Origin of the sequence: Actinomycetospora soli (assembly GCF_021026295.1) — a bacterium.
Lineage (GTDB): Bacteria > Actinomycetota > Actinomycetes > Mycobacteriales > Pseudonocardiaceae > Actinomycetospora > Actinomycetospora soli.
In genome coordinates, this window is sequence record NZ_JAJNDA010000007.1 from 127823 (window position 1) to 148098 (window position 20276).

Consider the following 20276-nt stretch of genomic DNA (forward strand, 5'->3'; position numbering starts at 1 on the left):
GAGGGACGCCATGAGCACCACCCCCCGCGTCGTCGTCATCGGCGCCGGCATCGTCGGCGCCAACCTCGCCGACGAGCTGACCGAGCGCGGCTGGACCGACGTCACCGTCCTCGACCAGGGACCGCTGCCCCTGGCCGGCGGGTCCACCTCGCACGCCCCCGGCCTGGTCTTCGCCACCAACGCGTCGAAGACCATGACCGAGTTCGCCACCTACACCAAGCAGAAGCTCTCGACGCTGGACGTCGACGGGGCCTGGTGCTTCAACCCGGTCGGCGGCCTCGAGCTCGCGACGACCCCCGAGCGGCTCGCCGACCTGCACCGTAAGCAGGGGTGGGCCACCTCCTGGGGGGTGCAGGCCGAGGTCGTCGACACCGCGCGCTGCCTCGAGCTGCACCCGCTGATCGACCCCGAGCTCGTCCTCGGCGGCCTGCACACCCCCACCGACGGGTTGGCGAAGGCCTCGCGCACGGTCACCGCCCTCATCCGGCGCGCGCAGGCGCGGGGCGCGGTCTTCCGCGGGTCCACCCGGGTCACGGGCGTCTCGCAGCAGGGCGGGCGGGTGACGGGGGTGCAGACCGACGCCGGCGAGGTGCCGGCGGACGTCGTGGTGTCCTGCGGCGGGTTCTGGGGCCGGGCGCTCGGCGAGCTCGTCGGGATGCGGGTGCCGCTGCTCCCGCTCGCCCACCAGTACGTCTACACCGGCCAGGTCCCCGCGCTCGTCGGGCGCAACGACGCCGACGTCGAGGCGCGGCTGCCGATCCTGCGCCACCAGGACCAGGACCTCTACTTCCGCGAGCACGACGACCGCCTGGGCATCGGCTCCTACGCCCACCGGCCGATGCCGGTGTCGCTGGACGAGCTGCCCGACGTCGGGGTCGACGTCAGCGAGTCCCGGCAGCCGTCGATGCTGCCGTTCACCGAGGAGGACTTCGCCCCGCAGTGGGAGCACAGCCAGGCGCTGCTGCCCTCGCTGCGCGACTCGAAGGTCGACCAGGGCTTCAACGGCATCTTCTCCTTCACCCCCGACGGCGGGCCGCTGATCGGGGAGTCCCGCGACGTCGCCGGCTTCTGGATCGCCGAGGCGGTGTGGGTGACGCACTCCGCGGGCGTCGCGCGCAGCGTCGCGCAGCTGCTCGTCGACGGGCGCAGCGAGACCGAGCTGCACGGCTGCTCGGTGCACCGCTTCGAGGAGTTCGAGACGACCGACGAGTTCGTCTCCGAGACCGCCCAGCAGAACTTCGTCGAGATCTACGACATCGTGCACCCGCTGCAGCCGCGGCTCTCGCCGCGTGACGTCAGGGTCAGCCCCTTCCACACGCGCCAGAAGGAACTCGGCGCGGTGTTCCTCCAGGCCCACGGCTGGGAACGGCCGCACTGGTACGAGGCCAACGCGCCGCTGGTCGCCGAGCTGCCGGCCGAGTGGGCACCGCCGCAGCGCGACCCGTGGGCAGCGCGCTTCCACTCGCCGATCGCCGCGGTCGAGGCGTGGAGGACGCGCACCGCCGTCGCGATGTACGACATGACGCCGCTGACCCGCGTCGAGGTCAGCGGACCCGGCGCCGTGGCGATGCTCGACCACGTCACCACCGGGAAGATGGACAAGTCGGTCGGGTCGGTGACCTACACGCTCGCCCTCGACGCGGCGGGCGGGGTCCGCAGCGACCTCACCGTCGCCCGGCTCGGGGCCGAGGAGTTCCAGGTCGGCGCGAACGGCCCGCTCGACGTCGAGTACCTGCAGCGCGTCGCGGCCGACCACCCGGGCGTCCGGGTCCGCGACGTCACCGGCGGGACCTGCTGCATCGGCGTCTGGGGCCCGCTGGCCCGCGACCTCGTCCAGCCGCTGACGTCGGCCGACCTCTCGCACGAGGGCCTGAAGTACTTCCGGTCGGTCCGCGCGACGATCGCCGGGGTGCCCGTCGTCGCCATGCGCCTGTCCTACGTCGGCGAGCTCGGGTGGGAGATCTACACGAGCGCCGAGTACGGGCAGCGGCTCTGGGACGCGCTCTGGGCGGCCGGGCAGCCGCTCGGTGTGATCGCGGCCGGCCGCGCCGCCTTCAACAGCCTGCGCCTGGAGAAGGGCTACCGCAGCTGGGGCACGGACATGACCACGGAGCACGACCCGTACGAGGCCGGGGTCGGTTTCGCGGTCCGGCCGCAGACCAAGGGCGACTTCGTCGGCCGCGCAGCGCTCGAGGGACGCGGGCCGGACACCGTGCGGCGCCGGCTCACCTGCCTCACCGTCGACGACGGCCGCAGCGTCGTCCTCGGCCACGAGCCGGTGTACGTCGACGGCGAGCCCGCCGGCTACGTGACCTCGGCGGCCTTCGGGCACACGATCGGCCGACCGATCGCCTACGCCTGGCTGCCCGCGGGGCTCGTGTCGGGCGACGCGGTCGACATCCGGTACTTCGGGGCGCCCGTGCGGGCCACCGTCGCCGCCGAGCCGCTCGTCGACCCCGAGATGACCCGCATCCGGCGCTGACCCGGACCCGCCGTCGAGAGGCCATCCGTGCGCAACCGGACCGTCGAGGGGTTCCTGGAGGACCTGGCGACGCGCGCCCCCGCCGCCGGCGGGGGCGCCGCCGCCGCGCTGCACGCCGCCCACGGGGCGGCGCTCGTCGCGCTGGCGGCGCGGCTGGGCGCGGGGGAGGGGCCCGACGAGGTCGCGGCGACGGTCCGGCGGCGCGCCGACGAGCTCCGGGGTTCGGCGCTGGAGCTGGTCGACGCGGCCGACCCGGTCCGCGTGGTCACCCTCGTCGGGCAGGTCCTCGCCCTGGCGGAGACGCTGCGTCCGGTGGCCCGGCGGGCGGTGCTCGGCGATGTCGCGGCCGCCGCCGAGGTGCTGCGCGCGGCGGCCGGCACCGCGCGCGTGCGGATCGAGGCGGCCCTGCCGGGCGTCACCGACGCGGCGGAGCGTGCGGACCTGCTCGAGGTCGCCGACCACGTCGACGACCTCGTGCTGCGGGCGGCCAAGGTGACGGCCGCCGTGCGGGAGCAGCTGGTCAGATGACCGCCCGGACCGCCTTCTCGAAGCCCTGCACGTGTTGGCGGGCGCGGCGGGCGGCACCGTCGCCGTCCCCGTCGGCGATGGTGCGCAGGAGGCCGGCGTGCTCCTCGACGTGCGAGACGAAGTCCGGCATGCGGTCGAGGAACAGGCAGAAGATGCGGGTCGCGAGGTTGTCGTAGCGCACGAGGGTGTCCTCGAGGTGCGGGTTCCCCGCCGCGCGGTAGATCGCGCGGTGCACCCGCAGGTCCCACCGCATCAGCTCGTCGCGGGTCAGGGTCGGCACGTCGAGGCGCTCGGTCGCGTCGGCGAGCTCGCGCAGCTCGTCCCGGAGGTCCGCGCTGCTGCCGTCCGCGGCCCGACGGGCGGCCAGGGGCTCGAGCTGGACCCGGATCTCGGAGATGTAGGCGAGGTCGGTGATGTCGACGGCCGTGGCGAAGGTGCCCCGGCGGGCGTAGGAGACGACGAGCCGGTCCACCTCGAGCCGCTTCAACGCCTCGCGCACCGGAGTGCGGCCGACCCCGAGGGAGGCGACGAGGCCGACCTCGTCGATCGGGGACATCGGGGGGATGTCCAGCATGATCAGCTTGTCCTGGATGGCGGCGTAGGCCTGCTCGGACAGCGACAGCGGGCCACGCGTGGTCGGCGCTTCCGGGAGAGCGGTCACCCGCTGATCATACCCCGTCGTCGCGAAGTCTTCACCTCGTTGCCGAAGACTAATATACTAGTTGGGTACGAAGTCGCCCGGCGGGTGGGAGCCCCTGATGAGCATCTCGGTGTTCGACCTGTTCACGGTGGGGATCGGGCCGTCCTCCTCGCACACCGTCGGGCCGATGCGCGCGGCGTTCCTGTTCGCCACCCGGCTCCGCGAGTCCGGGGCGCTGGCGCGGGTCGGGCGCGTGCGGTGCGAGCTGTACGGCTCCCTCGGGGCCACCGGCCACGGGCACGGCAGCGTGCCCGCCGTCGTCCTCGGTCTGCTCGGGGAGCAGCCGCACCTGGCCGACCCGGCCGCGACCGGTCCGCTCGTCGAGGCGGTGCGGGCCGACGCCTCCCTCCTGCTCGCGGGCAAGCACCCGATCGCCTTCGACGTCGACGACGACGTCGTCCTGCACCGCCGGGCGACGCTGCCGTTCCACAGCAACGGCATGGTGTTCACCGCCCACGACGACGACGGTGCGCTCGTCGAGCGCCGCGAGTACTACTCGGTCGGCGGCGGCTTCGTCGTCGACGAGGACGAGACCGGCCGGCCGGTGCTGCGCGAGGCGCAGGTCCCCGTGCCGCACCCCTTCGCGAGCGGCGACGAACTCGTGGCCCGCGCGAGTGCGGCCGGGCTGCGGATCAGCGACGTGATGCTCGCGAACGAGGCCGCGTACCGCCCGGAGGCGGAGACCCGGGCCCGCCTGCTGCACCTCTGGGCCGTGATGCGGGAGTGCGTCGAGCGCGGCAGCACCGCCGAGGGCGTGCTGCCCGGCAGCCTGCGGGTGCGGCGCCGCGCCGCGGCGATGCGCCGACGCCTCGAGCAGGACGCGGCCGCGGGCGCGGACACCCAGCCGACGGACCACGTCGCGCTGTGGGCGCTCGCGGTGAACGAGGAGAACGCCGCGGGCGGTCGGGTGGTCACCGCCCCGACCAACGGCGCGGCCGGCATCGTGCCCGCCGTCCTGCACCACGCCGCGGCGGTCCTGCCGGGGTTCTCCGACGACCACGTCGTGCGCTTCCTGCTCACCGCGGGCGCGATCGGCATGCTGTTCAAGCGCAACGCCTCGATCTCCGGCGCGGAGGTCGGCTGCCAGGGAGAGGTCGGGTCGGCCTGCTCGATGGCCGCGGCCGCCCTCGCGGAGCTGCTCGGGGGCACACCGGAGCAGGTGGAGAACGCCGCCGAGATCGGGATCGAGCACAACCTCGGGCTCACCTGCGACCCGGTGGGCGGCCTCGTCCAGATCCCGTGCATCGAGCGCAACGCGGTGGCGTCGGTCAAGGCCATCACCGCGGCCCGGATGGCCGTCCGCGGGGACGGCGCGCACCACGTGTCGCTCGACAAGGCCATCCGGACGATGCGCGAGACCGGGGCCGACATGAAGGTCAAGTACAAGGAGACGGCCCGCGGGGGTCTCGCCCTCACCGTGGTCGAGTGCTGAGGAGGCGAACGTGAGCGAGACCCTGACCCTCACCCTGAGCTGCCCGAACCGCAGCGGCATCGTGCACGCCGTGTCGCGGCACCTCGCCGCGCGGGGCTGCGACATCGTGGAGCACCAGCAGTTCGACGACGCGGTGCGTCGGCGGCTCTTCCTGCGCACGGCGATCGCGGTGCCCGACGGCACCGGGGTGGACGAGGTCGCCGACGGCTTCGCCGAGGTCGCCACGGAGTTCGGGATGGAGTACGAGTTCCACCCGGCGCGGGACGTCCGCGTGCTCGTCATGGTGTCGAAGCTCGGGCACTGCCTGAACGACCTGATCTTCCGGTGGCGCTCCGGCGGGCTGTCGGCGAAGCTCGTCGGGGTGGTGTCCAACCACGAGGACCTGCGCCCGATGGCCGAGGCGGCGGGGCTGCCGTTCGTGCACCTGCCGGTGACGCCCGCGACGAAGGCCGACGCGGAGGCCGAGCTGCTCGCCGTGGTCGACCGGTTCGACGCGGAGCTCGTGGTGCTCGCGCGCTACATGCAGATCCTCTCCGACGCGACGTGCACCGCGCTGCGCGGCCGGGCGATCAACATCCACCACTCGTTCCTGCCCGGCTTCAAGGGCGCGAAGCCCTACCACCAGGCCTACGACCGCGGCGTGAAGCTCGTCGGCGCCACCGCGCACTACGTGACCGCCGACCTCGACGAGGGCCCGATCATCGAGCAGGAGGTGATCCGGATCGACCACTCCTACGACCCGCACGCCCTGCAGCTGGTGGGCCGGGACGCCGAGGCGCTCGCGCTCTCGCGCGCCGTGCGCTGGCACTGCCAGCACCGGGTCCTGCTCGACGGGCACAGCACCGTCGTCCTGCGCTGACTCGGGGCGTCGGTCGAGCTCCCGGGTCGGGCTCGGCCGGCGCTCGTGCCGGGGCGCGAGAGGGACACCAGGCATCCCGACGAGGCCCGCGGCCTGCTTCACGTACACCTCGCGGCATGGGCGGGAGTGGTGCGGGCGCGCCGATGCGGGGCCCGGCCGGTGGCCGGACCCCGCGAACGTGCGCTGCTCAGGCCCGGGCGTCGTCCTCGGCGTCGAGGGCGCGCGCGAGGTCGCGCAGCAGGAACGGCAGCCGGCCCGCGCAGCGCGGGCAGACGCAGTCGCTGCCGTGCACGGCGAGCTGGTCGGCGACCGCGAAGGCGTCGGCCAGCGGCTCGGGGGCGACCGGGTGCGGGGCGGGGTCAGGGTGGTGGGGCATGGCGGCTCGTCTCGGCGGAGGGGTGGGGGACGGGGGAACGGTCAGCCGATGCGCTCGCGCACCCAGTCGTGGAACTCGCCGATGTGGTGCTCGCTGGGCACCAGCACCCCGCCGCGGGCGTAGGAGCGCGAGTCCATCGACACCTGGCAGCGCTCGCAGGCGTCGAAGTCCTGCTGGTTGACGCGGTGGAAGAGCTCCACCGAGCGGTCCAGGTCGGCGCCCGAGTCGACGACCTCGGGGAGGTAGAGCCAGTCGCAGAGGACCAGGGTCCGGTCCGGCGCCAGCGGGAACATGCGGTGGAAGACCACGTGGTCGGGCACGAGGTTGACGAACACCTGCGGCCGGACGGTGATGGCGTAGTACCGACGGTCCTGCTCGGCGCCGACGCCGGGCAGCGGGGCGAGCCCGGCCGAACCGTCGACGGTGAAGCCCTGGACGTCCTCGCCGAACTCCGCGCCGTGGCCGACGAAGTACTGCGCGGCGAGGCCGTCGGCGAACTCGGGGAGCACCTCGGTGAGCTCGGGATGGATCGTCCCGCAGTGGTAGCACTCCATGAAGTTCTCGACGATCTGCTTCCAGTTCGCCCGCACGTCGTAGGAGATGCGGCGGCCGAGCTTCAGTCCGGCGACGTCGTAGCCGACGATCGCGTCCGGGGAGCCGAGCCGGGCGGTGACGTCGCCGATCACGGTGTCGGCGAACGACGGCGGCTCGTCGGCGAGGCAGACCCAGACGTAGCCGAGCCACTCGCGGACCGCGACGCGGTTCAGCCCGTAGGCCCGGCGGTCGATGTCCGGCATCGACGCGATGTTCGGCGCGGAGATCAGCTTGCCGTCGAGCCCGTAGGTCCACGCGTGATACGGGCACTGGAAGGACCGCCGGACGGAGCCCTTCTCCTCGGTACACAGCCGGGCACCGCGGTGGCGGCACACGTTGAGGTAGGCGTGCACGTCGCCGGTGCGCCCGCGCGCGACGATCACGCTCTCCCGGCCGACCTGCACGGTCTCGAAGTCCCCGGCGGTGGGGATGTCCGCCGCGAGGACCGCGCAGAACCAGCCCTCCTCGAGGATGAGGGCCTGTTCGGCGGCGAAGATCGTGGGGTCGGTGTAGTACCGCCCCGGCAGGGTCTCCCGCAGGCTCGCCGGGAGCTGGGGGTCGGCGATCGCGCCGACGTACTCGCCAGTGGTCATCGTACTGCTCCTCGACGTGGTGCCCGGCCGTGGCGAGCGGACCGTCGACGCCCGACACTTCGGACATCGACTCCCGCGTGTTGCGCTATGTTGAACACCATTGCTCATCGCGCAACGAAAACGGTCCACGGTCCGAACGACCCGTGTCAAGGGCCGGGCGGGTCCGGTCGCCGATCTCGCAATCCGAATCGCCGCTTGACAACGCCGAGGGCGTCTCCCACGGTCTGAGTTGCGCATGAAGGATCACGTGCGCGGAGAACGCAACAAGGGAACGGACCCGCGAGGGCCACGACGCCCGGCGGTCCTCTCGCGTACCGAGGAGCGCGCATGCAGACGATCGCCATCGTGGGGGCCTCCGTGGCCGGGGTGCGGTCCGCCCACGCCCTGCGGTCGGCCGGGTTCGACGGCCGGCTCACGCTGCTCGGGGACGATCCGCACGCCCCCTACGACCGGCCGCCGCTGTCCAAGGCGTTCCTCGCCGGGACCACCGACGAGGCCGGGATCGCGCTCCTCGACGCCGAGGACCTCGCCGACCTCGACCTCGACCTGCGTCCCGGGGTCCGGGCCACGGCCCTCGACACCGCGGCGGGCGCGCTGCGCCTCGCCGACGGCACGGACCTCGCCGCGGACGGCGTCGTGCTCGCCACCGGCGGGTCCGCGCGGCGCCTTCCCGGGACCGCGGAGCTGGCGGGCGTGCACACCCTGCGCACCCTCGACGACGCCCGGGCGCTGCGGGCCGAGCTGGTGCCGGGCGCCCGGGTCGTCGTCGTGGGCGGCGGGTTCATCGGGGCCGAGGTGGCCTCCACCTGCCGGGCCCTCGGGCTCGACGTCACGGTGCTCGACGGGCTCGCGACGCCGCTGGCCCCGGTGCTCGGTCCCACCCTCGCCGCGTCCTGCGTCGCGCTGCACGCCGAGCACGGCACGACGCTGCACACCGGCGCCGCCGTCGACGGGTTCGCCGCCGCCGCGACGGGCGACGGGAGCAGGCGGGTCACCGGCGTGCGGCTGCGCGACGGGCGGGAGGTCCCGGCCGAGGTCGTCGTCGTGGGCGTCGGGATCACCCCGAACACCGCGTGGCTGCAGGGGTCGGGGGTCAAGGTGGACGACGGCGCCCGCACCGACGACGGCCTGGTCACCGACGTGCCCACCGTCGTGGCGGTCGGCGACGTCGCCCGCTGGAGCCGCGGAACGTCCTCGCACCGCCACGAGCACTGGACGAGCGCGGGGGAGCAGGCGGAGGTCGCCGCGGCCAACCTGCTGGCCGGCACCACGGTGCGGCGGGTCGCGCCCTCGGGCTACGTCTGGTCCGAGCAGTACGGCCGGATGCTCCAGCTCGCCGGGCACCCCGACCCCGGTGACGCGGTCGAGGTGCTGCACGGCGAGCTGGACGCCGGACGGTTCGTGGCCCGCTACCGCGGCGCCGACGGCACGACGACGGGTCTGTGCGGCCTGGGCGAGCCGCGGGCGTTCGGGCGGCTGCGGCGCTCCGAGCTGCCCCGCACGCGCTGAGCGGGCCCGCCGGGGTCAGTCCCGGGGGTGCTCGAGGAAGACGCCGTCCGGGGAGCGCTCGGGCGGCGGCAGCTCCGCGCTCGAGGCGAGCGGGCGGGCGCCCGCGAGGGGGCGCCCGGCGCTCTCCTCGAGGAACGCCACGCTGACGATGCCGACCACCCCGGCCCCGACGAGGAACCAGCCGGCCCAGTCCAGGTTCCCGGTCCACGTCGTGAGCGCCGCGATGGCGGTGGGGGAGGTGCCGGCGAAGACCGACACCGCGACGTTGAAGGTCAGCGCGAGGCCGCCGTAGCGCACCAGCGTCGGGAACACGGCGGGCAGCGTCGAGGGGGCGACGGCGGCGAAGCAGAGCAGGCACGTCCCCATCAGCAGCAGGCCGCCGACCTGGCCGGCGAGGCCCTGGCGGAGCAGCCAGACCGAGGGCAGCCCGGTGACCACCAGGGCGATGCTGCCCGCGAACAGGAGGGGCCGGCGACCGATGCGGTCGCTGAGCCGACCGACGCCGGTGATCGCCAGGAGCATGAACAGCATGACGGCCACCTGCAGCCCGGTGGCCCCGGCGGTGCCCGTCCCCGCCTCGCCGTACTCGACGAGCGTGCTGGTGAGGTAGGTCGGCACCCAGCTCGTCATCACGTAGTTCGCCACGTTCCAGGCGACGACGAGCCCGCCCGCGACCAGCACCCCGCGCCGGTAGCGCACCAGCACGATCGTCAGGGCCCGGCGCAGCGGCATCCCGGAGACGGCGGGGGAGCGGTCGAGGAGCTGGCGGAAGGCCGGGGTGTCCTCCAGGCGCAGGCGCAGGTAGATACCGGTGATCCCGAGCGGCAGCGCGAGCATGAACGGGATGCGCCAGCCCCAGGCGAGCAGGGCGTCGTCGGGAAGGAGGGCGATGACCAGGGCGCTCGCCCCCGCCCCGAGCGTGTAGCCGGTCAGCGTGCCGAACTCCAGCCAGCTGCCGAAGAAGCCCCGCCGGCGGTCCGGGGCGTACTCGGCGATGAGGGTGAGGGCCCCGACGTACTCCCCGCCCGCCGAGAAGCCCTGCAGCATGCGGATGGCCAGGACGAGGATCGGTGCGGCGACGCCGATCGTCCCGTGGCCCGGCACGAGCCCGAGCAGCAGCGTGGCGGCCGCCATGAGCACGACGGTCGCGGAGAGGACCCTGGTGCGTCCGATCCGGTCGCCCAGCGGGCCGAAGACGAGGCCGCCCAGCGGGCGCATGACGAAGGCCGCGGCGAACGCCCCCAGGGTGTAGACGGACGCCCAGGGCCCCGCGTCGGGGAAGAACACCCGGCTCAGCACCGTGCCCGCGAGGTAGGAGTAGAGGCCGAAGTCGTACCACTCCGCGACGTTGCCGACGGCGGCGGCGGCCGCGGCCCGACGCAGCACGTGCTCGCCCTCGACGGCAGGGGCGTGGGCCCCGCCCCGGTGCCACGGGGGCGGTGGGTCGATCATGCGGCTCCCCCGACGGGCACGAGACGGACACGGCCGTGCGCGGGCAGTGTGTCACCCGGATTGCGCACGGGTGTCCGGCGCACTGACATATCAGTCGAGTACCAGCCGTGTCATCCAATGGCAACAGACGAGCCGCGAATCGTTGCGCGGGCCTCTTGACGGCGGTTTCGCGAATCGTCACTCTCATGTTGCGGATAGCAGGACGCAGTGCGTAATACGCAACAGGAGACATCATGATCTACGTGGGTGAGCTCGCGGACATCCCCGACGGCGAGTCGGTGCGGGTCGAGGGGACGGTGGCGATCGCCGTCTTCCACGTCGAGGGCGAGTTCTTCGCCATCGACGACACCTGCACCCATCAGGACGCGTCGCTCTCCGACGGGTTCCTCGAGGGGTGCGCGGTCGAGTGCCCGCTGCACGCGGCGTGCTTCGACCTGCGCACCGGGCGCCCGGACGGGCCGCCGGCGAAGAAGCCGGTCCGCACGCACGCCGTGTCCGTCGCCGACGGCCAGGTGTGGGTGCAGGAGACGGTGGGGGTCCCCGCCGCGGAGATGGCGCCCGCCGTCTGAGGTCGGGCCGCGCCCGCCGCGGTCCTACCATCACGGGGTGACGACGAAGGTCGTGGTGCCCCGTCCGCCCGGCACGGTCCCCCCGGCGCGGTTCCGACCGCGCTTCCACTACGAGCTCATCACCTGCGGGCTCCGGGGGCACGCCCTGCTCGGGACCGACGCGGCCACCCTCGCCTCCGACGACGACGGGTTCGACGTCGCCCTGGTCGTCCGGGCGGGCGACGGGTGCCGCTGGCACCGCTGCCTGCGGTGCGACTCCTGGGTGCCCCTGCCCCCGCCGGAGGCCCCCACGACCGACCGGCTGCCCGCGCGTCGCGAGGTCGACCTCCCGCTGCGCGGCCGGGCCCTGCGCGACCGCTTCGTCCTGCGCCTGATCGCGATCGACCGCCTGCTGCACTTCCTCGGTCTCGCCCTCGCCGCCGTGGCGGTGTTCGTCTTCCTCGCCGACCGCGAGGCCCTGCGCACGCCGTTCTTCGCCGTGCTCGACACGCTGCGGACCACCCTCGGGTTCGGCGACTCGCTGCGCGACGGCATCCTCGGCGAGCTGACCAGCGCCTTCACCGCCCAGGACCGGACCATCGTCCTCGTCGGGACCGCCCTGGCCGCGTACGCCCTGCTGGAGGGCGTCGAGGCGATCGGGCTGTGGCGCGGCCGGCGGTGGGCGGAGTACCTCACGCTCGTCGCGACCTCGGTGCTGCTGATCCCCGAGATCTACGAACTGACGGTGCGGGTGACCCCGACGAAAGTGGTGGCCCTCGTCGTCAACGTCGCGGTCGTGATCTACCTGCTCGTCGCGAAGCGCCTGTTCGGCCTGCGTGGCGGGGCGAGGGCCGAACAGGACGCCCGCGCGGCCGACCAGGGCTGGGACGCCCTCGCCCGGACCGCGCCCGCCTGACCACCGCGCCCGCCTGGCCACCCCACCCGCCTGACTGCTCCGACCCGGTCGCCGGTCGGGCGGATCAGGGTTCGCGGGAGGCCCGGTAGCGCTCGGCGTCCGGACGCGGCCGGTCCTGCCAGCCCGACGCCCGCCAGGCCGCGGCCCAGGCCGGCGCGGTCATGATCGGGACGAGGCCCTCCCACGACTCGGACATGCGCGTCCACAGGTCGTCCGGGCCGTCGGCGACGCTGTAGTTGCCCGAGGCCACGGCCACGACCGCGCGGGCCGCCCGTACCGGGTCGACGCCGGCGGCGAGCAGCCCCGCGGCCTCGGCCCCGCGCAGCCGGTCGGCCGTCGCGTGCTCCCACCCGGCGAGCCACGCCAGACGGTGCTCCCGCAGGTCGGGCTCGGAGATGGCGCGGCTGATGCCGCGGACCAGCGGGTCGTACATCCACCGGGCCACGTACGCGTCGGTCTCGAGCAGCAACTGCCACATCGGGTCGACCCCGAGGCGGCCGATCTCCTCCACGAGCAGCAGCCACGAGTCGCAGACCTCGACGAGCAGTGCCTCCGCCAGCGCCTGCTTCGACCGGAAGTGGAAGTACAGCGCGCCCTTGGTGAGGCCGGCGACGGCGAGGATGTCGCTCAGCGCGGCACCGCTGTAGCCGTGGGTGTCGAACACCGTCGCGGCCGCGAGCAGCAGCCGGCGGCGGGTCCGACGGGTCCGTTCACCGATCTCCCCGTCGGCCCACGCCGAGACGGGGACGGGCAGGTCCGGGACCGGCGGCGCGGGCTCGGACGGCGTCACGCGCGCATCGTACGACCACGGACGATCATGACCGTCGCAGGGCGTGACGCGGCGTGTGCTCCTCCCGCGCGGCCGCGAGCAGGGCGAGCACGGTCCGAGCCGTCCCGGGCGTCGCCCGCGCGCGGTCGAACGACAGCATCGTCGGACCCGCCCCGGCCGGGCCGTGGGCCCAGCGGTCGACCTCGTCGAAGATCGGGGTGGTCCGGAACGTGCCGACGTCGGAGGACATGTCCGACGACGCTGCCACCGTCGCGCGCCGGCACCCAGCGCCGTCATCACAACGGGGCGTGGCGGTCCGCCCGTCGGGGGACACCCGGGGCGTGCGCGCCATCGGAGTGACCGAGTTCGGAGGGCCGGAGGCCCTGCACGTCGTCGAGCTGCCCGACCCGCAACCGGGGCCGGGCGAGGTCGTCGTGGAGGTGGCCGCGGCCGCCGTCAGCCCCACCGACACCCTCCTGCGCAACGGGGCCCGGGCCGAGGCGCTGCGGAAGGACCCGCCGCCCTACGTGCCGGGGATGGACGTCGCCGGGACGGTGGCGGCGCTCGGGGAGGGGACCGGGGACGCCGGGCTCGCGGTCGGCGACCGCGTCATGGGCATCGTCGTGCCGTCCGGGTCGCACGGCGGGTACTCCTCGCGGATCGCGCTCCCGGCCGACTCGGTGGCGCCGGCCCCCGCCGGGACCGACCACGCCGCGGCCGCCACGCTGCCGATGAACGGGCTCACCGCCCGGCTCGCGCTCGACCTCCTGGCGCTGCCCGCGGGTGCGACGATCGCGGTGACCGGCGCGGCCGGGGCGTTCGGGGGCTACGTGGTCCAGCTCGCCCGGGCGGACGGGCTGCGGGTGGTGGCCGACGCCTCGGAGACGGACGAGCAGCTGGTCCGGGACCTCGGGGCGGACCTCGTGGTGCGGCGCGGCGACGGCGTGGCCGAGCGGATGCGTGCGGCCGCGGGCGGGGGCGTCGCCGGGATCGCGGACGGGTCGCTGCAGACCGACGAGCTCGTGCCCGCGCTCGCCGACGGGGGCCGCATCGCGACCGTGCGCGGCTACGGCGGACCCGAGGGCGGCAGCGGGCGCGGCATCACCTGGCACCCGGTGTGGGTGCGGGACTACGCCCGCAACCGGGCCGCGCTCGACCGCCTGCGCGAGCAGGTGGAGGCCGGGCAGGTGACGCTGCGCGTCGCGGGCACGGTGCCCGCCGACGAGGCCGCCGAGACCCACCGCCGGCTCGAGGCGGGCGGCGTGCGCGGGCGGCTCGTCATCACCTTCTGACGCGCTAGAGGGTCGGGAGCACCGCCACCACGAGCAGCGCGAGGACGGCCAGCACCATCCCGACGACCGCGACCGGGCGCCGGACCGGGGTGCGCAGCCCGATCGCGCCGGCGAGGACGCCGACGAGCGCGACCGCGATCCCGGCGACGCCGTCCCACGCGAGCGCCATGCTGCCGAAGGCGAGCGGCCGGAGGCTCACGAGCAGGGCCAGCACGCCGAGGACCGCGGAGAGGGCGGCCGCCGGGTTACCGGGACCGCGGGGGTCCTCGACGTCGTAGGGGTCCTCGGCGATCGGTGCCCACCCGCCGGTCGGCGGCGGCCAGCCGCCGTAGCCGGGCGGGGCCTGCCGGGGCAGCCCGGACGGCGGGAACGGCGGGGCCGGATGCGGGGCGTACCGCGGTCCGCCGCCCGTCGGGCGCGGGCCGGGCTGCGGCGGGCGACGGTCGAGCACCGCGCCGTCCCGCTCGTCCGGTCCCGGCTGCTGCGGTGTCCCCTGACTCATGCCTCGCCCCCGATGGCGCCGGCGGCCCCGCTCCGTCACGGGGCCCTCGACCGGCGCATCGTCGGTGGGGCCGTCGGCGTTAACGCGGGACGCCGGATCGGGTGAACGGACCCTCGGCGAGAGCGGTTCAGCGGGCCTCGGCGTCGTGCGTCGCGTCGACGCACAGCGCCCACAGCGCCGCGCGCTGCGCGGCGGTCTCCTCGCCGAAGAGGTAGTGCGTGGGGCGCGGGGCGCGGTCGTGCCAGAACAGGCCGCTGCAGTGCCCGGGCTCGACGGCCGTCTGCAGCCACACCGCCGTGTCGGCGCCCTGCTCGGCGGTGCGCAGCAGCGGGCCGGTGACGCGGTGGAAGCCGGGCAGCGAGTCGGCGACGCCGGGGGTGTCCGCCCACCCCGGGTGCATGCTGTGGACGATTACCCCGGCGGCGGCGAGGTCGTCGGCCAGCAGTTCGGCCAGCACGACCTGCATGCGCTTGGTCCGGGCGTAGGCCGCGCCCCCGGAGTACCGCCCCTCGGCGTACTCCGGGTCGTCGGTGTGCAGCGAGGCCGTGTACATCCCGCCGGAGGACACGAACACCACCCGTGCGGGAGCGCCGGGGCGGTCCGGCGGGGACCCGGCGCGCAGCAGCGGGAGCAGCTCGCGGGTGAGCAGGAACGGTGCCAGGACGTGCGTGGCGAGGCAGAGCTCGTGGCCCTGCGCGGTCTCGGTCCGCGCGGCCGGGAGCACCCCGGCGTTGTGGACGAGGCCGTGCAGGGCCAGCAGGCGGTCGCGGGCGTCCAGGGCGTAGCGGCGCACGTCGGCGAGGTCGGACAGGTCGCAGCGCGCCACGGTCACCTGCGCGCCGGGGTGCGCCGCGAGCACGGTGTCGCGGGCGGCCTCCCCACGGCCCCGGTCCCGGACGACGAGCTCCACGGCGGCCCCGAGCCCGGCGAGCCCGACCGCGGTGGCGGTCCCCAGGCCCGAGCTGGCCCCGGTGACGGCGATCGTCCGGCCCGCGAGCGCGTCGGCGGGGAGGTCGGGCCACCCGGCGGAGCGCGCGAGGTAGCCCAGCCGGGAGTACCCGGGGACGACGAGGCGGTCGAGGACGGCGTCGACGAGGCGCGGGAGTCGCGGGAGCGGCACGGCGCCGACCCTACGGGCGTGACCGCGCCCCGGCAGGCCGTGATCATCTACGGCGGGCAGACGGTGCCCTCCCGGGGGACGTCCTCGCGCAGCAGGTAGTCGTCCACCACCCCGCTGATGCACGGCGTCGCCGGGTAGGCGCCGTGCCCGGCACCCAGCCAGGCGACGAGCGCCGAGCCCTGCATCCCCGCGGCCACGCGCTGGCTCTCGGCCAGCGGCACGAGCGGGTCCGCGGAGGTGCCGAGCAGCAGCGTGGGGACCGCGGTGCCCGCGAGCGGTGCCGGCGGGTCGGTCGGGACCGGCCAGGAGGAGCACACCAGCGCCCGCTGGGCGAACCAGCCGCCGAAGACGGGGTCGACCCCGCGGGCGCGGGCGGCGGCCTGCGCGACCTGGTCGACCGTCGGTCGCTCGGCCTGGTCGTTGCAGGCGGAGACCAGGCCGAGGTCGAACCCGCCGTCGTTCTCGGACTCCTCGGCGAGCCCCAGCACCCCGGCCGGGTCCCCGGACCGCGCCGCCGCGAGCGCCGCGGCGAGGCCGGGCCACGTGTCGGGGTCGGCCAGGCGCGGCACGAGGACGCTGACCACGGTGCCCGCGGTGACCTCCCGGCCGGGCACCGAGCCGGTCGCGCTCGGGGAGGCGGGCAGGGGCGCCGTCCGCAGCCGCGTCACGAGGTCGGTCACCGCGCCCCGCGGGTCCGCCCCGAGCGCGCACCCGGTCGCGACGCAGTTCTGCGCGAACGCGTCGAGCGCGCGGCGGGCGGCGTCGGCGCGCTGGTCGGCGGTGAGGCCGACCGCGGCGGTCGGGTCGGGGAGGGCGTCGAGGACGAGCCGACCCTGCTGGTCGGGGTGACCCTGGGCCCAGCGGGCGAGGGTGGCGGCCCCGCCGCCGAGGCCGACGGCGTGCAGTCGGACGGCCCCGAGCGCCCGCCGGACCTCGTCGAGGTCGTCGGCGTCGGTGGCCGTGCCGTACTCGGTGAGGGAGTCCTCGAGCAGCTGGGAGCAGGTCCGGGCGGCCGTCGCCGCCGCGGTGGCCAGCGGCGCGAGCGCGGCCGGGTCGGCGGCCGTGGGGTCGGCGTCGTCCAGGGCGGCTCGGGTGGTGGGGGTGATGCAGTCGACGCCCCCCGCGGCCGCGCCGCGGACGTCGACGCCGTAGAGCGTCCGCCCGTCGAGGAGGTCGGCCGGGGCGCGCGCCGCGAGCCGCACGGCCTGGTCGGTCCCGGTACGCCGGCCCGGGTCGCCGAGCACCGCGATCGGCACGGTCGGGGCCGCCGGGGCGGGCCCGAGCGTCACGCGCGTGACGTCGACCTCGGCCGCGCTCGTGGCGGACCCGCTCGCGTAGCCGCCGCCGACCGGCACCGTCGCGCAACCCAGCCGCAGGTCCCGGCCGCCGAGCACCGCGGCGCCGCCGAGCCGGGCGACCTGTCCGGCGGTGCACTCGGTGAAGTCGAGCTGCGGGGTGGACGCGATCAGCGGGGGCAGCAGGGACGGCGGCGGGGGCGGCGGCGCCACGCTGCTCGGGGCCGGGGCGGCCGGCTCGTCGCTGTTGACGGTGGCGACCGGCGGGCGGCGGCTCGGGCCGACCGCACAGCCGGCGAGGAGCACCGCGAGCAGCACGAGGAGCAACCACCTGGGACGACGGATGGCGTGACCTCTCGACGGGGCGGGGGGACGGGCGCGCCCATGATGCCCGGGGCCGGGTCGACCCGCGGTGAGGGCCCGGGGCGCGCCCGGCGCGGGGTCGGGGCGGGCCGGGGCGGCGTCAGGCGGGCGGCAGGATGTCGGCGAGGTCGAAGCTGGTGGGCCGCTCGAGCTGGTCGTAGGTGCACGACGACGGGTCGCGGTCCGGGCGCCAGCGGACGAACTGCGTGGTGTGCCGGAAACGGTCGCCCTCGAGGTAGTCGTAGCGCACCTCGACCACCCGCTCGGGGCGCAGCGGGACGAACGACAGGTCCTTGCCGGCGTTCCACCGGCTGGTCTCGTTCTTGCGCGGCGTCCGTTCGCCCTGCTCGTGGGCGGCCCAGTTCCAGGGGTGCTCGTCGAAGGTGGTGACGAGCGGCTGCAGCTCGGCCATCAGCTCGCGACGACGGGCCATGGTGAAGGCCCCGACGACGCCGACGCTCGCGAGCGTCCCGTCGGCGGTGTGCAGTCCGAGCAACAGCGACCCGAGCGCGTCGGGCCCCGACTTGTGCACGCGGTAGCCCGCGACGACGCAGTCGGCGGTGCGCTCGTGCTTGATCTTGCTCATGACGCGCTTGTCGGGCTGGTAGGTCAGGTCGGGCTTCTTCGCGATGAGCCCGTCCAGGCCGGCGCCCTCGAACCGGACGAACCAGTCCTGCGCCTGGTCGTGGTCGGTGGTCATCGGGGTGACGTGCACCGGGGCGCGGTCGTCGACCACCTCGACGAGCCGGGCGCGGCGCTCGGCGAAGGGCCGCCGGGTGAGGTCCTCGTCGTCGACGGCGAGCAGGTCGAAGGCCACGAACGACGCCGGGGTCTGCCCGGAGAGCAGGGTGACCCGCGAGACGGCGGGGTGGATGCGCTGCTGGAGCGCCTCGAAGTCCAGGCCGTGCCCGTCGGCGGTGGCGACGATGATCTCGCCGTCGACCACGCACCGCGGGGGCAGGTGCTCCTTGAGGGCCGCCACGACCTCGGGGAAGTACCGCGTCATCGGCTTGGTGTTCCGGCTGCCGATCTCCACCTCGTCGCCGTCGCGGAAGACCACGGCCCGGAAGCCGTCCCACTTGGGCTCGAAGCACTGGCCGTCCGGGATCGACTTCACGGGCTTGGCCAGCATCGGGAGCACCGGCGGCATCACGGGCAGGTCCACCGCGACAGTCTCCCGAACGCCGGCCCGCTACTGCACGCGCGGGCTGCGCGAGGCCGCGGCGTCGAGCTCGAGGCGGACCGCGGTGGGCAGCGCGTCCACCGAGAACGCCTGCCGGGCACGGGCGAGGACCCGGCCGTCGATGTCGGCCCAGACGTCGCGGACGTCGGTGCCCTCGACCAGCCACAGCGACATGCGCAGCGCGGGCCTGCGCTCGGTGCCGACCATCCGCACGCGCGCCCGGCTCACCCCGTCGATGGCCTCGGCGTCGTGGCGGACGGCGTCGGCGATGGCCGAGTGGTCCACCGTCAGGCGCTCGCCCGGGGTCTCGGAGAGCACGACGTCGGGTCGCGGCTCGGGGCGCAGCGAGCGCACCGCCCAGGTCAGCCCGACGACGAGCAGGACGACCCCGGCCGCGATCGCGATCCAGCGGGACAGGTCGGCGTTCTGGGTCACCCAGCCCGTGACGACCGGGTCGAACAGCGGGCGCTGGGCCCGGTTGGACCCGAACACCCCGGTGCCGAGCAGCACCACCAGGACGCCGAGGGCGAGCAGGACGAGCCCGGAGAGGACGACGAGCGTGCGGTCGCCCGCGGCGGAGCGGGCGACGGCGGCCCGGGAGCGGCGGCTCACTTGACCCCCTTGGTGGCGGCGACGGTGACGGAGACGCGCGGGCGGCGGGCGAGGGGCAGGCGGCCGAGGACCTCGTCGACCCGTTCCCGCACGGCGGTGCGCACCTCCTCCGGGGTGTCGAGGGTCCCGGCGCGCACGACGACCTTCTTCTGCGAGGCCACCACCGAGGCGGAGACGACCTCGGCGTGCGAGCGGACCTCGTGGCCGACGGCGCGGGCGAGCGAGCGCGGCGAGGTGGTGACGGTGACCTCGGGGACGGGCTCGGTGAGCGTGACGTCGTGGCGGCGGGCCACCAGGCCGACGAGCAGCACGAGCAGCCCGACGACCGCGACGCCGATCGCGATGCCGCGCACGGTCCCCGAGGACCAGGTCAGGCCCGCGACGGCGGCCTGCCACGTGGGCCACGGCACCACCAGCGGCGAGGACGTCGGCGCCACCCAGGCGACGATCACCTCGAGGGCGGTGAGCACGCCGACGCCGGCGACGAGCAGGCCGAGCAGCGGCGAGAGCAGCCGCAGGAGGACACGCATCACTGCACCCGGGAGGTGGGGGCCGCGGGACCGGCCGGGACGGACAGGGCGGACACGGAGACGTCGAGCGAGCGCACCGCGTACCCGGTGAGGGTCTGCACGCGCTCGCGGACGTTGCCGCGGACCGCGTCGACGGTGAGCGCGATCGGCGCGGGGTAGGCCAGCGGGACCTCGAGGCGCAGGTCGACCTGGTCGCCGTAGCCGGAGACCTTCGCCGACGCCCCGGCCTCGCCGAAGCCCAGCCCGGCGACGCGGCGCTCGGTGCGCACCGTGCCCTCCGTCGAGTCGGCGGCGTGCTCGGCGATGCGGCGCACCACCCCGAAGGAGATGTCGAGGCTGCCGCGGCCGCCGGGCTCGTCGTCGGCCGCGGGCGTGGACCCGACGACCGGGACGGGCGTGGTGGCGTCCGAGGACGGCGTGCTCATCGGTCGCGACCGCGGCCGGTGAACTGCGTGATGTCGAGCTCGCCGTCGAGCACGCGGCCGACGACGAGGCCCAGGATGCCGAGCACGAGGGCGATGAAGAATCCGACGAGACCGCCGGCGGCGGCGGCGACGCCGAGCAGGAGGCCGACGAACAGGCCGGCCGTGGTGGCGCTCATGAGATGGAGCTCCCGAGATC

Annotated in this window: 22 protein-coding genes; 8 read left to right on the top strand and 14 right to left on the bottom strand. The window is 75.3% G+C overall.

Annotated elements, in window-relative coordinates; translation table 11 throughout:
• Positions 1–10 precede the first annotated feature (10 nt).
• Positions 11–2482 carry a GcvT family protein gene (locus tag LN037_RS13465; protein ID WP_230753247.1) on the top strand — a complete coding sequence of 824 codons (2472 nt, stop codon included), beginning with the start codon at positions 11–13 and terminating at the stop codon, positions 2480–2482.
• A 27-nt stretch (positions 2483–2509) separates the two neighbouring features.
• On the top strand, positions 2510–3010 hold the full coding sequence (locus LN037_RS13470) for a cyclodeaminase/cyclohydrolase family protein (RefSeq protein WP_230753249.1): 501 nt from the start codon (positions 2510–2512) through the stop codon (positions 3008–3010).
• On the opposite strand, the gene LN037_RS13475 is transcribed toward LN037_RS13470, so the two are convergent.
• Positions 3003–3671 (bottom strand): GntR family transcriptional regulator, encoded by a 669-nt coding sequence (locus LN037_RS13475; protein WP_230753251.1) that lies wholly within the window; start codon positions 3669–3671, stop codon positions 3003–3005. The genes LN037_RS13470 and LN037_RS13475 overlap by 8 nt on opposite strands.
• Before the next feature lie 97 nt (positions 3672–3768).
• Here LN037_RS13475 and LN037_RS13480 point away from each other — a divergent pair, with 97 nt between their 5' ends.
• Both LN037_RS13480 and purU read left to right on the top strand, forming a co-directional pair.
• Positions 3769–5142: an L-serine ammonia-lyase gene (locus tag LN037_RS13480; RefSeq protein ID WP_230753253.1), complete on the top strand. Its 1374-nt coding sequence runs from the start codon at positions 3769–3771 to the stop codon at positions 5140–5142.
• 10 nt (positions 5143–5152) lie between these two features.
• Entirely contained in the window at positions 5153–6001 is an 849-nt protein-coding gene (purU, locus tag LN037_RS13485) for a formyltetrahydrofolate deformylase (RefSeq protein WP_230753255.1), read from the top strand.
• Positions 6002–6188: 187 nt separating this feature from the next.
• On the opposite strand, the gene LN037_RS13490 is transcribed toward purU, so the two are convergent.
• Together LN037_RS13490 and LN037_RS13495 are read right to left on the bottom strand one after the other, a co-directional pair.
• Complete coding sequence (locus tag LN037_RS13490) at positions 6189–6377, bottom strand: hypothetical protein (RefSeq protein WP_230753259.1); 189 nt, start codon at positions 6375–6377, stop codon at positions 6189–6191.
• A 41-nt stretch (positions 6378–6418) separates the two neighbouring features.
• Complete coding sequence (locus LN037_RS13495; protein ID WP_230753261.1) at positions 6419–7564, bottom strand: aromatic ring-hydroxylating oxygenase subunit alpha; 1146 nt, start codon at positions 7562–7564, stop codon at positions 6419–6421.
• A 327-nt stretch (positions 7565–7891) separates the two neighbouring features.
• Here LN037_RS13495 and LN037_RS13500 point away from each other — a divergent pair, with 327 nt between their 5' ends.
• Positions 7892–9073, top strand: a complete 1182-nt coding sequence (locus LN037_RS13500; RefSeq protein ID WP_230753263.1) for an NAD(P)/FAD-dependent oxidoreductase — start codon at positions 7892–7894, stop codon at positions 9071–9073.
• 15 nt (positions 9074–9088) lie between these two features.
• On the opposite strand, the gene LN037_RS13505 is transcribed toward LN037_RS13500, so the two are convergent.
• Positions 9089–10525: an MFS transporter gene (locus LN037_RS13505; RefSeq protein WP_230753265.1), complete on the bottom strand. Its 1437-nt coding sequence runs from the start codon at positions 10523–10525 to the stop codon at positions 9089–9091.
• Between the two features lie 233 nt (positions 10526–10758).
• Here LN037_RS13505 and LN037_RS13510 point away from each other — a divergent pair, with 233 nt between their 5' ends.
• Entirely contained in the window at positions 10759–11094 is a 336-nt protein-coding gene (locus LN037_RS13510) for a bifunctional 3-phenylpropionate/cinnamic acid dioxygenase ferredoxin subunit (protein ID WP_230753267.1), read from the top strand.
• A 37-nt stretch (positions 11095–11131) separates the two neighbouring features.
• Positions 11132–11989, top strand: coding sequence for a DUF2127 domain-containing protein (locus LN037_RS33565; protein ID WP_230753268.1), 858 nt, complete (start codon positions 11132–11134; stop codon positions 11987–11989).
• Positions 11990–12053: 64 nt separating this feature from the next.
• Here LN037_RS33565 and LN037_RS13520 read toward each other — a convergent pair whose 3' ends face one another.
• The gene (locus LN037_RS13520; protein WP_230753270.1) at positions 12054–12779 is read right to left on the bottom strand and encodes a TetR family transcriptional regulator; all 726 of its coding nucleotides are present in this window, start codon (positions 12777–12779) and stop codon (positions 12054–12056) included.
• A gap of 25 nt (positions 12780–12804) precedes the next feature.
• Positions 12805–13008 (bottom strand): hypothetical protein, encoded by a 204-nt coding sequence (locus LN037_RS13525; RefSeq protein WP_230753273.1) that lies wholly within the window; start codon positions 13006–13008, stop codon positions 12805–12807.
• Positions 13009–13099: 91 nt separating this feature from the next.
• On the opposite strand from LN037_RS13525, the gene LN037_RS13530 reads away from it, so the two are divergent.
• Complete coding sequence (locus LN037_RS13530; protein WP_230753276.1) at positions 13100–14050, top strand: NADP-dependent oxidoreductase; 951 nt, start codon at positions 13100–13102, stop codon at positions 14048–14050.
• A gap of 4 nt (positions 14051–14054) precedes the next feature.
• On the opposite strand, the gene LN037_RS13535 is transcribed toward LN037_RS13530, so the two are convergent.
• The 8 genes from LN037_RS13535 to LN037_RS13570 form a co-directional block, all read right to left on the bottom strand.
• Positions 14055–14552, bottom strand: coding sequence for a hypothetical protein (locus LN037_RS13535; protein WP_230753278.1), 498 nt, complete (start codon positions 14550–14552; stop codon positions 14055–14057).
• A 127-nt stretch (positions 14553–14679) separates the two neighbouring features.
• Positions 14680–15672 carry an SDR family NAD(P)-dependent oxidoreductase gene (locus tag LN037_RS13540; protein WP_230753281.1) on the bottom strand — a complete coding sequence of 331 codons (993 nt, stop codon included), beginning with the start codon at positions 15670–15672 and terminating at the stop codon, positions 14680–14682.
• Positions 15673–15719: 47 nt separating this feature from the next.
• On the bottom strand, positions 15720–17285 hold the full coding sequence (locus LN037_RS13545; protein WP_230753283.1) for an alpha/beta hydrolase: 1566 nt from the start codon (positions 17283–17285) through the stop codon (positions 15720–15722).
• Positions 17286–17430: 145 nt separating this feature from the next.
• Positions 17431–18495 (bottom strand): ATP-dependent DNA ligase, encoded by a 1065-nt coding sequence (locus tag LN037_RS13550; protein WP_230753285.1) that lies wholly within the window; start codon positions 18493–18495, stop codon positions 17431–17433.
• 27 nt (positions 18496–18522) lie between these two features.
• The gene (locus LN037_RS13555) at positions 18523–19125 is read right to left on the bottom strand and encodes an Asp23/Gls24 family envelope stress response protein (protein ID WP_230753287.1); all 603 of its coding nucleotides are present in this window, start codon (positions 19123–19125) and stop codon (positions 18523–18525) included.
• Positions 19122–19655 (bottom strand): DUF6286 domain-containing protein, encoded by a 534-nt coding sequence (locus tag LN037_RS13560; RefSeq protein WP_230753289.1) that lies wholly within the window; start codon positions 19653–19655, stop codon positions 19122–19124. Before LN037_RS13560 ends, LN037_RS13555 begins: the two co-directional genes overlap by 4 nt.
• Positions 19655–20080, bottom strand: a complete 426-nt coding sequence (locus LN037_RS13565) for an Asp23/Gls24 family envelope stress response protein (RefSeq protein ID WP_230753291.1) — start codon at positions 20078–20080, stop codon at positions 19655–19657. The genes LN037_RS13560 and LN037_RS13565 overlap by 1 nt, the downstream gene beginning before the upstream one ends.
• Positions 20077–20256 (bottom strand): hypothetical protein, encoded by a 180-nt coding sequence (locus LN037_RS13570; protein ID WP_018334428.1) that lies wholly within the window; start codon positions 20254–20256, stop codon positions 20077–20079. The genes LN037_RS13565 and LN037_RS13570 overlap by 4 nt, the downstream gene beginning before the upstream one ends.
• Between the last annotated feature and the right edge of the window lie 20 nt (positions 20257–20276).

What these genes read in the sequence shown, in the direction of transcription:
- LN037_RS13465 (WP_230753247.1), top strand. Translation starts at nt 11, where the DNA reads ATGAGCACCACCCCCCGCGTCGTCGTCATCGGCGCCGGCATCGTCGGC.
- LN037_RS13480 (WP_230753253.1), top strand. Translation starts at nt 3,769, where the DNA reads ATGAGCATCTCGGTGTTCGACCTGTTCACGGTGGGGATCGGGCCGTCC.
- LN037_RS13490 (WP_230753259.1), bottom strand. Translation starts at nt 6,377, where the DNA reads ATGCCCCACCACCCTGACCCCGCCCCGCACCCGGTCGCCCCCGAGCCG.
- LN037_RS13495 (WP_230753261.1), bottom strand. Translation starts at nt 7,564, where the DNA reads ATGACCACTGGCGAGTACGTCGGCGCGATCGCCGACCCCCAGCTCCCG.
- LN037_RS13500 (WP_230753263.1), top strand. Translation starts at nt 7,892, where the DNA reads ATGCAGACGATCGCCATCGTGGGGGCCTCCGTGGCCGGGGTGCGGTCC.
- LN037_RS13505 (WP_230753265.1), bottom strand. Translation starts at nt 10,525, where the DNA reads ATGATCGACCCACCGCCCCCGTGGCACCGGGGCGGGGCCCACGCCCCT.
- LN037_RS13510 (WP_230753267.1), top strand. Translation starts at nt 10,759, where the DNA reads ATGATCTACGTGGGTGAGCTCGCGGACATCCCCGACGGCGAGTCGGTG.
- LN037_RS13525 (WP_230753273.1), bottom strand. Translation starts at nt 13,008, where the DNA reads ATGTCCTCCGACGTCGGCACGTTCCGGACCACCCCGATCTTCGACGAG.
- LN037_RS13535 (WP_230753278.1), bottom strand. Translation starts at nt 14,552, where the DNA reads ATGAGTCAGGGGACACCGCAGCAGCCGGGACCGGACGAGCGGGACGGC.
- LN037_RS13560 (WP_230753289.1), bottom strand. Translation starts at nt 19,655, where the DNA reads ATGCGTGTCCTCCTGCGGCTGCTCTCGCCGCTGCTCGGCCTGCTCGTC.
- LN037_RS13565 (WP_230753291.1), bottom strand. Translation starts at nt 20,080, where the DNA reads ATGAGCACGCCGTCCTCGGACGCCACCACGCCCGTCCCGGTCGTCGGG.
- LN037_RS13570 (WP_018334428.1), bottom strand. Translation starts at nt 20,256, where the DNA reads ATGAGCGCCACCACGGCCGGCCTGTTCGTCGGCCTCCTGCTCGGCGTC.